Below are 13,119 nucleotides of genomic sequence, written 5' to 3'. Positions count from 1 at the left end.
CTACACGAGGACGAGCTCCGTGCCGCCCGTGGCGTGGTCACCGAGGGCGACGCTCCGGATCGCCGGGTCCTCGTAGGTGTTCCAGTAGTACGTCGAGGTGCGGGACGAGAAGAGCCCGGTGTACACCGTGATCTCGAACTCGCCCGACCCCATCGCGGCGCAGCCGTCGACCATCGCGACCTGCTGCAGCGTGTGGAAGGCGCGGCTGACGTTCTCCTCCTCGGTGCCCTTCGTCGGGTAGTGGGAGTTGACGTACGCGGCCCGGACGAACCGGGACGGCGAGTAGTAGTCGCCGGGGACGCCGCGCATGTGCGAGCCCGAGCCGAACGGGGCGAGGTGGGCCCGGCCCACGACCGTGTCCTCGGGGAAGTCCGGCGAGACGTTGAGGTAGTTGCGCAGGTTCTCGTGGTGCCAGTCGAACCCGGGCTGGTTCGTGAGCACGTCGACGTCGTCCTGGAACACGTGCAGGCCGTCCGCGGTGTGCTCGAGCACGATCGCCCGCTGCGCGTCGGCGACGATCCAGTGCAGCAACGAGCTGGGGTACTTCTCGTTGATGGGACGGTCGACGACCACCACGTCCGCGAGGGCCGCCTCGACCTCGTCCACGCTCGCGAACTGCGCGCACACCCACAGCGGGAGCTCGAACGCCGCGACGTTGACCGCGCCGTCGACCGGTCCGGGCGCGTAGGCCGCGTAGCCCGGGAAGTTGAGCCCCGCGACGGCCAGGCCCGCGTCGTTGCCGCAGTCGAAGTAGAGCGGGGTGTCCTCCTCCACGATGCCCATGCCGATGACCGCGTGCTCGATCGAGCGCACGGCGCCGAACGGCGAGCGCGGCGCGTAGCCCGTGGGCGTCACCACGACCTGCTGCCCGTAGCCGCTCGTCCAGTCGAGGTTGCGTGCCAGGTACACGCTGCCCTGGTCGTCCGAGAACCTGATCCCTGTGCACATCGCGCTGCCCCCGTCGTCGTCGGCACGGCACGCGGGACCGCGCGCCGCCGGGTCACGACGTCGTGCCCCGTCCTCCCATGGTGCGTCCGGGCTCCGGATGGGGCCACCGGCAGGGGCGCGCCTCAGGGCTGCAGGTAGACGGCGATGTGCTCCTCGACCGCGCGCTCCGCGCGGTCCGGGTCGGCCGACCGCAGCGCCGCGAGCAGGTCCCGGTGCTGCTCGACGACGGCGTGCGGGTCCTCGTGGTGCGGCGCGTCGCGGACGAAGTACGCGCGGACGCGCGGCTGGATGAGCCGCCAGATCTGCAGCGACTGCGTGTGGCTCGCGGCGGCGATCACCGCCTCGTGGAACTCGAGGTCGAGGTCGGCGAGGCGACGGGCGTCGAGCGGGTCCGCCGCGCGCTCCATCGCTGCCACCGTGCGGTCGAGCGCGTCCAGGAGCGCGGGGTCCTGCGCACGCGCCGCCGAGCGGAACGCGACCTTCTCGATGACGGTCCGCACCGGGACGAGGATCTCGGCGATCTCCTCCTGGGAGATGTCCACCACGACGGCGCCGCGGTACGGGTGGGAGACGACGAGCCCTTCCTGCTCGAGCACCATGATCGCCTCGCGCACCGGGCCGCGGCTGATGCCGTAGGCGGCGGAGAGGTCGCGCTCGACGAGGCGGTCCCCGGCGGCCAGGTCGCCGGAGGCGATGCGTTCGCGCAGGTGGCGCAAGACCCAGTCGCGCCGGGACTCGGGCGGCGATGCGGGCAGGACGGGCACGACGGCGACCTCTCACTCGGGAGGGCTCCACCCTAGTGGGTGGCCGATGGTTGACCATCTACCATCGAGCGACCTAGAGTCGCGGTCCACGGCACCGACGAGAGGACACCCATGAGGATCACCGCCATCACCGCCGCCGGGCTGCGCGGCGCCACCCCCGAGGGCGGCTGGCAGGAGGAGCTGCGGCAGGACGACGTCGTGCACACCCTCGTCGCCGTCCACACCGACGAGGGTCTCGTCGGCGTCGGCAGCGTGTTCACCACGGAGGACCTCGTGCGCGGCGCGCTCGACGTCCTGCGGTCCTTGCTCCTGGGGGCGAACGCGCTCGAGCCCGAGCGCACGAGCGAGCGGCTGCACCGCACGACGTTCTGGATGGGCCGCGGCGGGTCGATCACGCACGCGATCAGCGGCGTCGACACCGCGCTGTGGGACCTCCTCGGCCAGGCGACGGGCCAGCCCGTCGGGCGCCTCCTCGGTGGGCGGTACCGCGACCGGGTGCGCCCGTACGCGTCCCTGCTCATGGACGAGCCCGACGCGCTGCGCGACCACCTCACCGCGCTGCGCGCCGAGGGGTGGACCGCGTTCAAGATCGGCTGGGGTCCCTTCGGCCGGGTCGACGAGCGGCTCGACGAGCGCATCGTCGCCGCGGCGCGCGACGCCGTCGGCCCCGACGCGATGCTCATGGTCGACGCGGGCGGCAGCGACAGCGCGTGGAGCCAGGGCTACAAGTGGGCCCTGCGCACCGCGCGCATGCTCGACGCGTACGGCGTCGCGTGGTTCGAGGAGCCGCTCCCGCCGGACGCGATCGAGGACTACACGCACCTGCGCAGGCGCTCGCCCGTGCCGATCTCGGGCGGCGAGGTGCTCACGCGTCGGCAGGCGTTCCAGCCGTGGATCGAGGGCGGCGCCCTCGACATCGTGCAGCCCGACGTCACGAAGGTCGGCGGGACGAGCGAGCTGCGGCGCATCGCGTGGTCCGCGCACGACCACGGCGTCAAGCTCGTTCCGCACGGGTGGAACACCGCCGTCGGGCTCGCCACGGACCTCCAGCTCGCCTCCGCCCTGCCAGATACGGACCTCGTCGAGTACGTCACCGGCTCGCCCTACATCGACGACCTGACGACCGACCGCTGGACGCTCGACGCGGACGGGATGCTCCCGATCCCCGACGGTCCCGGGCTCGGCATCACGCTCGACCGCGACCGCCTCGCGCGCTACTGCGACGTCGACGCGCTGCTCAGGAGCGCGTCGTGAGCCCGCGGTCGCTCGTCGTGACGGGCGCGGCGTCGGGGATCGGCCGCGCGGTCGCCGTGGGCGCGGCGCGCGACGGCTGGTTCGTGCACGTGCTGGACCTCGACCCCGACGGCGCCGCGGCCACCGTGGACCTCGCCCGGCAGGCGGGCGGGGACGGGCGCGCGCACGTGCTCGACGTGACCGACGCCGCCGCCGTCGCGGCGGCGGTCGGGACGGTCGCGGAGTCCGGACCGCCGCTGCGCGGCCTCTTCGCGGGCGCCGGGATCGACGTGGGCGGGGCGGCGCACGAGCTCGACCCGGCCACGTGGCGCCGCGTGCTCGACGTCAACGTGACGGGCACGTTCCTCGTCGTGCGCGAGGTGCTGCGCGCGATGATCGACGGCGACGGCGGGAGCGTCGTGCTGTGCGGCTCGCCCGCCGCGACGGTCGGCTTCGCGGCCGGGGGCGCGACGGCGTACGGCGCCTCGAAGGGCGCGGTGTCGTCCATGGTCCGCACCCTCGCGGTCGACTACGCGCGCCACGGCGTCCGGGTGAACGCGATCGTCCCCGGCCCGACGGAGACCCCCCTCATGTGGGCCAACGTGCCCGCCGACGAGGTGGCCGCCACGCGCGCGCAGATCGAGCACGAGGTCCCGCTGGGTCGGCTCGCGCGGCCCGAGGAGATCGCCGAGCCCGTGCTCTGGCTGCTGTCGGACCGCTCGTCGTACACGACCGGGTCGCTCGTCGGGTGCGACGGCGGCGTCCTCGCCAAGTCGTCGATCAGCGTATGAGTGCGCCGGACGCCCCGGCACGTCGCCCCCGGGTCGGGGCGACGTGCTGGGCGATCGGCGACGGCTGGATCCCGCCGTACGGCACGGGCGACGACCCGACCCTCGCAAGCCACGAGAGCCTGTGCCTGCTCAACGCCGGTCCCGACGACGCGCGCGTCGAGATCCGTCTCTACTTCGCCGACCGCCCGCCGGCCGGCCCCTACGTCGTGGTGGTGCCCGCCGAGCGGGTGCGCCACGTGACGCTCAACGACCTCGACGACCCCGAGCCCGTGCCCCGCGGCACCGACTACTCGGCCGTCGTCGTCGCGTCGGCGCCCGTCGTCGTCCAGCACACGCGGCTCGACTCGCGGCAGGCCGCCAACGCCCTCTTCAGCACGATCGCCCACCCCGTCGACACCCTTCGAGAGGACCTCCGATGACGCAGACCTCCACCCCGACGACCGCCCGCCGGGGCACGCCGTGAACGCCGCGACGGGCCGGCTCGGCCACGGCGCCCTCACCCCGCTCGTCGTCGCGTCGACCGTCGGGGCGGCGCTGGGCGGGTTCATGTTCGGCTTCGACACGGCCGTGGTCAACGGCGCCGTCGACGCCCTCAAGGCCGAGCTCGGCGTCGGGAGCGCGCTCGTCGGCGTGATCGTCGCGAGCGCGCTGCTCGGCGCGGCCGTGGGCGCCTTCGCCGCGGGCACGATCGCGGACCGCTTCGGGCGACGGCGCCTCATGATGGTCGCCGGGACCCTGTTCGTCACCACGTCGATGCTGTGCGCCGTCGCGCACGACGGCCCGACCCTCGCGCTGTGGCGCTTCCTGGGGGGCGTCGGGGTGGGGATGGCGTCCGTCGTCGCCCCGCTCTACATCGCCGAGATCGCCCCCGCCCGGCTGCGCGGGCGGCTCGCGACGGCACAGCAGATGTCGATCGTCCTGGGCATCTTCGCCGCGCTCGTCTCGAACGCGTCCCTCGTCCGCGCGGCGGGCGGGGCCGAGGCGGAGCTGGCCCTCGGCCTGCCCGCCTGGCGGTGGATGTTCCTCGTCGCGGTCGTGCCGTCGCTCGCGTACGTGGTCGCGGCGGTCCTGCTGCCCGAGTCGCCGCGGTACCTCGTGATGCGCGGCGACCGGGACGGCGCCGCCCGCACGCTGCGCCGCCTCCACCGCGTCCCGGAGGGCGACGCGCTGCTGGGCGTCGCGACCATCGAGGGGACGCTCCACGAGGCGCGGCCGGCGTGGTCCCACCTGTTCTCCGGCCCGGGCCGCCTCAAGCCCATCGTCTGGCTGGGGATCGCGCTCGCCGCGCTCCAGGCGCTGGTCGGGATCGACGTCATCTTCTACTACTCGACGTCGCTCTGGGCGCAGGTGGGCTTCGGCGAGCAGCAGGCCTTCTGGCTCTCGGCCCTCACGTCGCTCGTCAACGTCGCGGCGACCGTCGTCGCGATCTTCCTCGTCGACCGCGTGGGTCGGCGTCGCCTGCTGCTCGTGGGGTCGGTGGGCATGACGGTCGCCCTGGCCGTCATGGCGACCGGGTTCGCCCAGGCGCAGCAGACCGCGGACGGCGTCGCGTTCGTCGACGCGTGGGGCGTCGTGACCCTGGTCGCGGCGAACGTCTTCGTCGTGGCCTTCGCCGTCTCGTGGGGTCCGGTGGTGTGGATCCTCGTCGGGGAGATGTTCCCCAACCTGCTGCGCGCCCGCGCCGCGTCGCTCGCCGCCGCTGCGAACTGGGCGGCGGGCATCGCCGTCAACCTCACGTTCCCCTCGCTCCGGGACCTGTCGCTCCCCGGCAGCTACGCCCTCTACGCGGTGTTCGCGGCGGCGTCGTTCGTGCTCGTGCTCCGCGCGCTGCCCGAGACGGCGAACCGCCCGCTTGAGGAGATGCGGGAGGACACCGCGTCGGGTGGACAGCAATCACTTTAGGAGTGTTAAAGTGATTGCATGATCCCGAACTCCATCACCCCGGAGCAGGCCCGCCGTCAGCTCGGCCAGGCGGAGGAGGTCGCCGCCCAGGCCCACCGCGCGACCCGCTGGTACCCCTGGCTCAGCGTCGGGCACGCCGTCGCCGCGCTCGCGTACACGATCGCGATCGACGCCCTCGACGCACCGTGGTGGCCCGCCACCACGGTGCTCGTGGTCGTCCTCGCGCTGCTGTGGTCCGCCGTCGCGCGGCACCACCGGACGGCGCCCCGGCACTGGGTGCGCGACATGGGCATCGCCCTCATCACCTGGGCGGTGCTGTACTTCGTGATGCTCGACCCGGCGCTCCAGCTCGTCGGCGCGACGTCGCCCGCCTGGTGGGTCGTCGCCGGCGTCGTCGCCGCGTCCCCGTTCGCGGCGTGCGCGTTCGCGAGCGCACGCCGGTGAGCCACCCGCGCAAGGGCCTGGACGCGCTCATCCACTCGCCCGTGCGCTTCTCGATCCTCGCCGCCCTGGCGAACGTCGAGAGCGCGGACTTCCGCTTCCTGGCCGACCTGGTCGAGCTGAGCGACTCGTCCCTCTCCCAGGCCCTCACCGCGCTCTCCGACGCGGGCCTCGTGGAGATCCGCAAGGAGGCCGCCGGACGCCGGACGCGCACGTGGGTCCGCATCAGCGACCGCGGGCTCGACGCGTTCCGGCAGCACGTGCGCACCCTCGAGCAGATCGCCCGCACCGGTGCGATCGAGCCCCAGCCCGACCCGACCCCGAGAGGCACCGCACCATGACGCCGACGTTCCGTCGAGCCACCGCCGCTGACGTCCCCGCCGCGGCCCGCACCCTCGCCGCCGCGTTCCACGACTACCCCTGGACCCGCTGGGCCGTCCCGGAGGACGACTACCCCGAGCGTCTCGCCGCGCTCCAGGAGATCTACCTTGAGCACGCCCTCGCGCACGGGATCGTGGTCGTCCACGACCCGGCGGACTCCGTCGTCGCGCTCATGCCGCCCGACGCCCCCGCTCCCCCCGATGACGTCCAGGAGCGCGTCGCCGCGCTGCACGGCCCGCGCCTGCAGGCCGTGGCCGCCGCCGAGCTCCCGCCGTCCCCGCCGGACGCGTGGACGCTCGCGACGGTGGGGGTCCTGCCGTCGCTCCAGGGCACCGGGCTCGGCAGCGCGGTGTGCCGGGCCGCCCTGCGCGACCCCGCCCTCGGGGACGCGCCCGTCGCGCTCGAGACCTCCGACGCGCGCAACGTCACCTTCTACGAGCGGCTGGGCTTCGTGCGCACCGCGACCACGCAGGTGCACGACGGTCCCGTCGTGCACGGCATGGTCCGCACGCCGACGCCCTGAGCGCCGCCTCGGTCAGTGGTCGCCCGCGCGCACGCGGTCGACGGCGGAGCGCATCTTGCGCGCGTTCACCGCCAGCAGCACGTCGCGGTACTGGGCGGCGCGGTGGAGCTGGCCCTTGAGGTCGTTCGACGACGCGCGGTGGCGCAGGTCGCACGGCACCTCGACCGCCACGTACCCCTTGCGGAGCAGGTCGATCGTCATGCCCGTCTCGACGCCCCACCCGCGCGCGAGCGGCGTCGCGGCCTCGAACGCCTCGCGCGTGAGGCACCGCATCCCGGAGAGGGGCTGCGTCGGGGTCCACCCCGTGAGGGACTGGATCGCGCGGCGCGCGGCCCCCACGACGATCCCCCGGCCGCCCGCGCCCGGCTGCGGCGGGAGCAGCGCGATGGCGACGTCGGCGTACCCGTCGAGCACGGGCGCGACGAGCGGCGCGGTGTTCACCGCGGTCTCGCCGAGGTCGCCGTCGATGAAGAGCAGGAGGCGCGGCGGGCGGTCGGCCGCGTCGCGCATCGCGACGACGGCGGCGCCCGTCTCCATGGCCGCGGCCTTCCCGCGGTTGTGGGAGTGCCGCACGACGACGGCGCCCGCCTCGCGCGCGACGTGCTGGGTGTCGTCCTCGCTCCCGTCGTCGACGACGAGCACGAGGTCGACGTGCGGGATGGCCTTCGCGGCGCGCACGGTGGCGGCGATGCGGCGGGACTCGTCCTTCGCGGGGATGATCACCGCGACGCGCTGGCGGACGGCGCGGCCCGTGCGCCCGTCACCGGCCACGGGGCGCGGCGTGCGCGCCCGCGTGCCGGACGCCGACAGGTACGTCGGCGGCGTGCTCGCCGTGCTCGTGGGGGCACTCCCCGTGTTCTTCCCCGTATCGGTCGACCGATGGTCCGCGTTCACGCCGTCCAGCCTAGTAGTGCAAAGAGTTGGCCGCAGATGTGTCGTCGTTCCACCAGCGGATCCGCTCGGGATCTCCGCAGGACGACCGGGCTGCGTTCCCAGGTCTCCCGGATCCTACTCGACGCGAGAGCCCGCCGACAGGGGCGTCGGCGGGCTCTCGGCGTGGTCACGCTCCCGCGTCGTGCGCTCGCGCGGGGGCTCCGGATCAGCAGAGCATGCGCGGGGTCAGCGGAGCGTGACCTGCCGGGACACGATGCCCGCGCGCGCACGGCGCTCGTTCGCGTCGAGCGGCTCCGTGACCGCGAGCGCCTCGGTGAGCCGCGCGTCGAGCTCCGCGACCGGGCCCTCGAGCTCGTCCGCCTCCGTGCCGCGGGGCAGCTCCCAGACGGGGACGAGCAGGCCGCTCGACCGGAAGGCACCGACGAACTTGCCGCCCGCGAGGCCGGACTCGCGCTTCGCGTGCAGGCGCGAGATCGCGTCGATGAGGGCGTCCTCCGGCTCGGGGCGGGCCCAGCGCAAGAACTCGCGCGACATGCGGCACCAGTACGCCGACTCGACGGCGTCGAGCTTGACGGTGGGCACCATCGACTCGGCCGCCTGGTCGAGCGAGGCCCGCAGGTCGGGCGTGATCTCCGCCGACGGGTCGAGCCAGAACGCGAAGTCCTCGTGCACGGTGACGTCGAACGGGACGGAGAGGTCGAGCACGTCCTGCAGGCGCGGGCCGGCGTCGGGCAGGGCGCTCGTCTCGATGGACGTGCCGGGCTCGGCGTCGATCGCCTCGAGGAGCGCGGCGGCGAGGTCGCGGCTCGTGTCGCCCGAGCCGGCGAGGGTCTGGACGGCGAGGAGGATCGTGCCGTCCTGACGGTGCAGCGCGGCCCAGCCGGCAGGCAGGACCGTCACGACGAGGACGTCGCGCGCCCCGTGCTCGGCGGTCGTGCGCGCGGTCGCGGTGGCCGAGGGGACGACCTCGCGCATCGCGACCCAGTCGGTCTCGCCGGGGAGCCCCTCGAACGGGCGCAGCACGAAGTCGGGCGTGGTGTTCTTGGCCATGCGCGGCAGTCTACTGGCGCGGCCTACCGGCGCGGCGGCGTGGCGGGCCGGGTGCGCGGGCGCAGGCGGACGTCGGGCAGCGCGGGCGCGGGCAGGGGTCCGCCGTCGTACCCGACGACCTCGCCGTAGCGGCGCTCGCGCGCGCCGTCGGCGTACCGGGTGCCGCCGCGGTTCGGACCCTGGTCCCCCGTGACGACGAGCTGGGCCTGCCAGTCCGCGCGGGCGCGCGCGACGTCGTCGTGCGAGCGGCCCACGAAGTTCCACCACATGACGATGTCCTCGCCGAACGGCTCGCCCCCCACGAGCACCGCCCGCGCCGGGGCGTCCGGCCCTGCCTCGACGACGAGCGTCGTGCGGCCGGGCTCGACGTACCCCAGCGACGACGGCGGCACGGGCGAGCCCTCCAGCCGCACGGCGCCCTCGTCGACGAGGAGGCCGTGCTCGAACGTCGGGTCCACGTCGAGCGTGACGCGCGCGCCGGGCGCGAGGTCGAGCTGCGCACCGACGATCGGCGTGTAGGTCGTGGCGGGCGAGCGCAGGGCGGCGCCGCCCACGCGGAGCGCGCCGAGGAAGACCTGCACGCGCGCGCCGTCGACCGTGGCGACGGGGAGGTCGGCGTGGTGCTCGAACGCGGGCGGGTCCGCGAGGCGGTCGCTCGGGAGCGCGACCCAGAGCTGGACGCCGTGCAGGACCGGGGGCCGCTCGCCGCGCGGCGACTCCTCCGAGTGCGAGATGCCGCGACCCGCGGTCATGAGGTTGAGCTCGCCGGGCCGCACCGTCTGGAGCGACCCGACGGCGTCGCGGTGCAGGATCTCGCCGGCGAACAGCCACGTGACCGTCTGGAGCCCGGTGTGGGGGTGCGGCGGCACCTGCATGCCGTCGGTGCCGTCGCCGATCGCGGGCAGCGGGTCCGGCCCGTAGTGGTCGAGGAAGCACCACGCGCCGACGAGCGACCGCGCGCGCTGCGGGATCGTGCGCCGCACCCGCATCGCCCGGGTGCCCCCGAGCGGGACGTCGCGGTGCTCGAGGATCTCGACCGCGGCGCCTCCGCCGTCGTCGTGGGGCGCGCCCGCCGAGCAGACGCGCTCCTCGGGCCGGGTCTCGAGGTTGCTCATGGCACGAGCGTAGGCGCGCGGGGCGGAGCCGTCCTGCGCCTGTCGACGGTCTTCGCGTCGGGCCGTGCCCGCGGGAGAATGGGGACGAGGCCCCTCGGAGCAGGATTCCGAGGGGCCTCGCCGTGTCCGCGCGACCCCGGGGCGGTCGGGCCGGGTGGCCCGTCGGGGCGCCGCTCGCGACGTGGCGGCCCGGCGCCCTCGCGTCCGCCCGGGTGCCCGGGCAGGTGCGGTGACGCCGATCGCGGTCGGCCTTCCGGGTCCGGTAGGAACCTGCGCCGTCGCGCGCAGCCCCGCAGCAGGGGGTGGCGGGTCGTCCACCGTTCTCCGGTCGGCCGTGCCCTCGCGTGCGCGGCGAGACGTCGTGCGGTCCTGGCGAGGCCCTCAGACCCCTGCGTGCTGCGTGCCGGAACCCCGTCGTCCGTGTGCGCCCGTCCGGGCCGTTACGGACGTTTGTAGTCCTCGGCCCGGGGGTCTGCAAGAGTTCCCACCGTTGTCATTTGGGCCGGCCGGATCACCACAGGTTCGTCCACAGGACGGCCCGCGCCGTTCCCACGCCGCCCACAGGCCTGTGGATGAATTCTGTGGACAGGCCTCGCCGCGAGCCAGGCCCGTCCGACCCCGCGGCGCGGCCCGTGCGCACGCCCTCAGACCCAGAACCGCGCCGACGGTGCCGCCGCCGGGGAGAGCCGCTCGTCGAGGTCGAGGTCGCGCACGACGAACCCGCCGTCGTCGACGAGCGTCCCCGCGAGCCGGCCCTGGAGCATCGCCGCGAGCCGGGCGAGCAGCACCCGGGCACGCGAACGCGCGATGACGTGCAGCCCCGAGGGCCGCTCGACCGCGAGCTCGTCCGGCTCGGTCGGCACCCACGTGAGGCGGTAGGCGTGCGGCCCGTGCTCGCGCCAGTCGAGGCCGTCGAGCGCGAGCGGGACCCGCGCGACGCGTCGGGCCTCGAGCCGCACCGCGCCGTCGTACGGGGTCTCGCCCGACAGCACGTACTCCGCGAGGCCGTCCGCGCCCGGCCGCACCACGACGACCCCCGCGCCGGGGACCGTCGTGCGCAGGACGCCGAGCGCGTCGTCGGGCCCGAGCACGTGGGCGCTGTAGAGCGTGAGGTCGACGCCCGATGCCGGGTCGGGCGTGAGCACGGTCCGGCCGTCCGCGACGACCGCGCCGCCGACGCGCCGGGCCGCGGCGACGGCCCAGCCCAGCACGCGGAGCTCGAGCCCCTGCGGCAGCCCAGCCGGGAACGCGCGCACCAGCCCGTCGCGGTCGTCGGTCACCGAGCCGGTCGACGTGCCGGTCGACGTGCCGGTCGACGTGCCGGCCCAGGCGCCGGTCCGCGCGACGGGCGCGAGCCGCGCGTCGGGGTGGTCGACGTGCAGCGCGAACGCCTCGGCGCCCCCGCCCGCGAGGCCGAGCGCCTGCGTCTGCGGCGGCGTGAGCGCGAAGGGCCCGACGACGCGCGCCCCCTCGGCGAGGCGCAGCTCGCCCGGTGCGACGACGCCGTCGGGCACCACGCCACGGAACCGCGCACCGGCCATGGGGCGCGCCGCTCCCCCGCCGCCCGGCGGGGTCGTCCAGGCCGCGCCGACGAACCAGGCGCGCGCGAGCGCGTCCACGGGCGTGCGGGCCGCGCCGCGCGAGCGGGGCGTCGCGAGCAGGTGCGCACCGGCGTGCGCGTCCGGCACCAGGCCGGCGACGGGGGCGTCCATGACCGGAACGTAGAGCGCCCCGGAGGCGACGGTGTTACGGCGGTGTCACGAGCGTGGGTCCGCTCACCGGGACCCCGCGGGCGTCAGGCGCCGACGTCGTGGAGGTGGTGGACGACGTCGTGCACGAAGTACTGCCCCAGCGTCCGGACGGTGAAGACCGACCCGTTCGAGCGCCGGCCGGGACGCTCCCACTGGTCGGGGACGAGCGCGTCGAAGCGGCCCGCGACGCGGTCGCCCGCGATCCGGAGCTCGCGCGCGACCACGGCCGGGTCCTGGTGCGCGTAGTCCTCCGCGACCGCGGTCGCGTCCTGGTCCCAGTTGGCGAACCGCGGGTCGTCGCCCTCGACCATGGACTGCACGCGCACGTCGAACACCGTGAAGACGTCGCGGACGTGCGCGGCGTACTCGAGCACCGACCACGTCGTCGGGTCAGGTCGGGTCCGTGCGTCGGGGCGGCCCAGGGCCGCGACGTAGCGCGGGACGGCGTCGCGGACCGCGGCGCCCACGCGGTCGGGCGTGACCTCGGCGGCGACGAACCCGCACTCGGGGCACGGCCGCTCCATGACCCACGTCCAGTCCTTGGTGTCCGCGGGGACGGGCGGGAACTCCGGGTCCGGGGCGGCGGCGGGGACGCCCTCGGGCGACGCGGTCGTGTCCATGGCGGCAGTGTGCCAGACGGCGCAGCGCCCTCTCCGGGGCCCGGATCGTCGGGGATTAGCGTTCTGACACGACCTGCCTATGATGTCAGCATGCCCAAGATCATCGGAGGGTCCCTCCACGAGCACCGCGCCCAGACCCGGCAGAAGCTCTTCGCGGCGCTCTCGACCCTCATGATGGACCGGGGCTTCGACGCCATCTCGCTCGCGGACATCGCCGCCGCCGCCGGGGTCGGCCGCACCGCGGTGTACAACCACTTCCCCGACAAGGAGGCCCTGCTCCTCGGGTTCATCACCCACGAGACGGAGCAGTACGTGGGGACGCTGGAGCGCGCGCTGGAGCACGTGGACGACCCGGTCGAGCAGCTGCGCACGTACATCCGCCAGCAGGCCCAGCTCAAGCGCATCTTCCACCTCGCGCCGGGGCCGGACCTGCGCACCGTGCTCTCGCGCACCACGCGCCAGCGGCTGCGCGAGCACGCCGAGCTCGTCGAGGCGATCCTGCGCCGCATCGTCCGGTCGGGGATCGAGGCGGGCGAGTTCCCCGCGCAGGACATCGACACGACCGTCCAGCTCGTCAACGCGTGCCTGTCCGGGCGGCTCGTGCCCGACGACCCGGTCGCGCGCGAGCAGGCGATCGAGGCGACGGAGGCGTTCGTGCTGCGCGCCGTGGGGGCCGACGCGACCTCGCCCGCGCTCGCGGGCTGAC

General features: G+C 75.0%; 15 protein-coding genes. 8 read left to right on the top strand and 7 right to left on the bottom strand.

What is annotated here, in order from left to right; genetic code table 11:
• Positions 1–948 (bottom strand): choloylglycine hydrolase, encoded by a 948-nt coding sequence (gene bsh / locus HKK73_RS02220; RefSeq protein WP_076403734.1) that lies wholly within the window; start codon positions 946–948, stop codon positions 1–3.
• Between the two features lie 122 nt (positions 949–1,070).
• Entirely contained in the window at positions 1,071–1,712 is a 642-nt protein-coding gene (locus tag HKK73_RS02215; protein WP_021482493.1) for a GntR family transcriptional regulator, read from the bottom strand.
• Between the two features lie 111 nt (positions 1,713–1,823).
• Between HKK73_RS02215 and HKK73_RS02210 the strand changes: the two genes are divergently transcribed.
• From HKK73_RS02210 to HKK73_RS02180, 7 genes are read left to right on the top strand one after another with little or no spacing between them, the layout of a single operon-like run.
• A complete protein-coding gene (locus HKK73_RS02210; protein WP_171467349.1) occupies positions 1,824–2,966 on the top strand; it encodes a mandelate racemase/muconate lactonizing enzyme family protein in 1,143 nt (380 codons plus the stop codon).
• Complete coding sequence (locus HKK73_RS02205) at positions 2,963–3,736, top strand: SDR family NAD(P)-dependent oxidoreductase (RefSeq protein ID WP_086149329.1); 774 nt, start codon at positions 2,963–2,965, stop codon at positions 3,734–3,736. The genes HKK73_RS02210 and HKK73_RS02205 overlap by 4 nt, the downstream gene beginning before the upstream one ends.
• On the top strand, positions 3,733–4,155 hold the full coding sequence (locus HKK73_RS02200; protein ID WP_076403736.1) for a sensory rhodopsin transducer: 423 nt from the start codon (positions 3,733–3,735) through the stop codon (positions 4,153–4,155). Before HKK73_RS02205 ends, HKK73_RS02200 begins: the two co-directional genes overlap by 4 nt.
• 40 nt (positions 4,156–4,195) lie before the next feature.
• A complete protein-coding gene (locus HKK73_RS02195; protein WP_171467348.1) occupies positions 4,196–5,638 on the top strand; it encodes a sugar porter family MFS transporter in 1,443 nt (480 codons plus the stop codon).
• Positions 5,639–5,656: 18 nt separating this feature from the next.
• Positions 5,657–6,082 (top strand): hypothetical protein, encoded by a 426-nt coding sequence (locus HKK73_RS02190; protein WP_171467347.1) that lies wholly within the window; start codon positions 5,657–5,659, stop codon positions 6,080–6,082.
• Positions 6,079–6,420, top strand: a complete 342-nt coding sequence (locus tag HKK73_RS02185) for a transcriptional regulator (RefSeq protein WP_021482310.1) — start codon at positions 6,079–6,081, stop codon at positions 6,418–6,420. Before HKK73_RS02190 ends, HKK73_RS02185 begins: the two co-directional genes overlap by 4 nt.
• On the top strand, positions 6,417–6,983 hold the full coding sequence (locus HKK73_RS02180) for a GNAT family N-acetyltransferase (protein WP_171467346.1): 567 nt from the start codon (positions 6,417–6,419) through the stop codon (positions 6,981–6,983). Before HKK73_RS02185 ends, HKK73_RS02180 begins: the two co-directional genes overlap by 4 nt.
• Before the next feature lie 12 nt (positions 6,984–6,995).
• Here the strand turns inward: HKK73_RS02180 and HKK73_RS02175 are convergent, their stop codons facing one another.
• From HKK73_RS02175 to HKK73_RS02155, 5 genes are all read right to left on the bottom strand, one after another.
• Complete coding sequence (locus HKK73_RS02175) at positions 6,996–7,877, bottom strand: glycosyltransferase family 2 protein (RefSeq protein WP_082774333.1); 882 nt, start codon at positions 7,875–7,877, stop codon at positions 6,996–6,998.
• A 225-nt stretch (positions 7,878–8,102) separates the two neighbouring features.
• Positions 8,103–8,927 (bottom strand): DUF5926 family protein, encoded by an 825-nt coding sequence (locus tag HKK73_RS02170; protein ID WP_043656736.1) that lies wholly within the window; start codon positions 8,925–8,927, stop codon positions 8,103–8,105.
• 23 nt (positions 8,928–8,950) lie between these two features.
• Positions 8,951–10,042: a pirin family protein gene (locus HKK73_RS02165; RefSeq protein WP_171467345.1), complete on the bottom strand. Its 1,092-nt coding sequence runs from the start codon at positions 10,040–10,042 to the stop codon at positions 8,951–8,953.
• A gap of 644 nt (positions 10,043–10,686) precedes the next feature.
• A complete protein-coding gene (locus HKK73_RS02160; RefSeq protein ID WP_171467344.1) occupies positions 10,687–11,754 on the bottom strand; it encodes a hypothetical protein in 1,068 nt (355 codons plus the stop codon).
• A gap of 83 nt (positions 11,755–11,837) precedes the next feature.
• Positions 11,838–12,413: a DinB family protein gene (locus HKK73_RS02155; protein ID WP_171467343.1), complete on the bottom strand. Its 576-nt coding sequence runs from the start codon at positions 12,411–12,413 to the stop codon at positions 11,838–11,840.
• A 90-nt stretch (positions 12,414–12,503) separates the two neighbouring features.
• Between HKK73_RS02155 and HKK73_RS02150 the strand changes: the two genes are divergently transcribed.
• Positions 12,504–13,118: a TetR/AcrR family transcriptional regulator gene (locus HKK73_RS02150; RefSeq protein WP_021483301.1), complete on the top strand. Its 615-nt coding sequence runs from the start codon at positions 12,504–12,506 to the stop codon at positions 13,116–13,118.
• Position 13,119: the final 1 nt, after the last annotated feature.

This window comes from Cellulosimicrobium sp. 72-3, assembly GCF_013127315.1.
GTDB lineage: Bacteria > Actinomycetota > Actinomycetes > Actinomycetales > Cellulomonadaceae > Cellulosimicrobium > Cellulosimicrobium funkei.
Note: the sequence above shows the minus strand (reverse complement) of the source record. Positions and strands in the feature narration are given on the sequence as shown.

What these genes read in the sequence shown, in the direction of transcription:
- bsh (WP_076403734.1), bottom strand. Translation starts at nt 948, where the DNA reads ATGTGCACAGGGATCAGGTTCTCGGACGACCAGGGCAGCGTGTACCTG.
- HKK73_RS02210 (WP_171467349.1), top strand. Translation starts at nt 1,824, where the DNA reads ATGAGGATCACCGCCATCACCGCCGCCGGGCTGCGCGGCGCCACCCCC.
- HKK73_RS02200 (WP_076403736.1), top strand. Translation starts at nt 3,733, where the DNA reads ATGAGTGCGCCGGACGCCCCGGCACGTCGCCCCCGGGTCGGGGCGACG.
- HKK73_RS02190 (WP_171467347.1), top strand. Translation starts at nt 5,657, where the DNA reads ATGATCCCGAACTCCATCACCCCGGAGCAGGCCCGCCGTCAGCTCGGC.
- HKK73_RS02180 (WP_171467346.1), top strand. Translation starts at nt 6,417, where the DNA reads ATGACGCCGACGTTCCGTCGAGCCACCGCCGCTGACGTCCCCGCCGCG.
- HKK73_RS02170 (WP_043656736.1), bottom strand. Translation starts at nt 8,927, where the DNA reads ATGGCCAAGAACACCACGCCCGACTTCGTGCTGCGCCCGTTCGAGGGG.
- HKK73_RS02165 (WP_171467345.1), bottom strand. Translation starts at nt 10,042, where the DNA reads ATGAGCAACCTCGAGACCCGGCCCGAGGAGCGCGTCTGCTCGGCGGGC.
- HKK73_RS02160 (WP_171467344.1), bottom strand. Translation starts at nt 11,754, where the DNA reads ATGGACGCCCCCGTCGCCGGCCTGGTGCCGGACGCGCACGCCGGTGCG.
- HKK73_RS02155 (WP_171467343.1), bottom strand. Translation starts at nt 12,413, where the DNA reads ATGGACACGACCGCGTCGCCCGAGGGCGTCCCCGCCGCCGCCCCGGAC.
- HKK73_RS02150 (WP_021483301.1), top strand. Translation starts at nt 12,504, where the DNA reads ATGCCCAAGATCATCGGAGGGTCCCTCCACGAGCACCGCGCCCAGACC.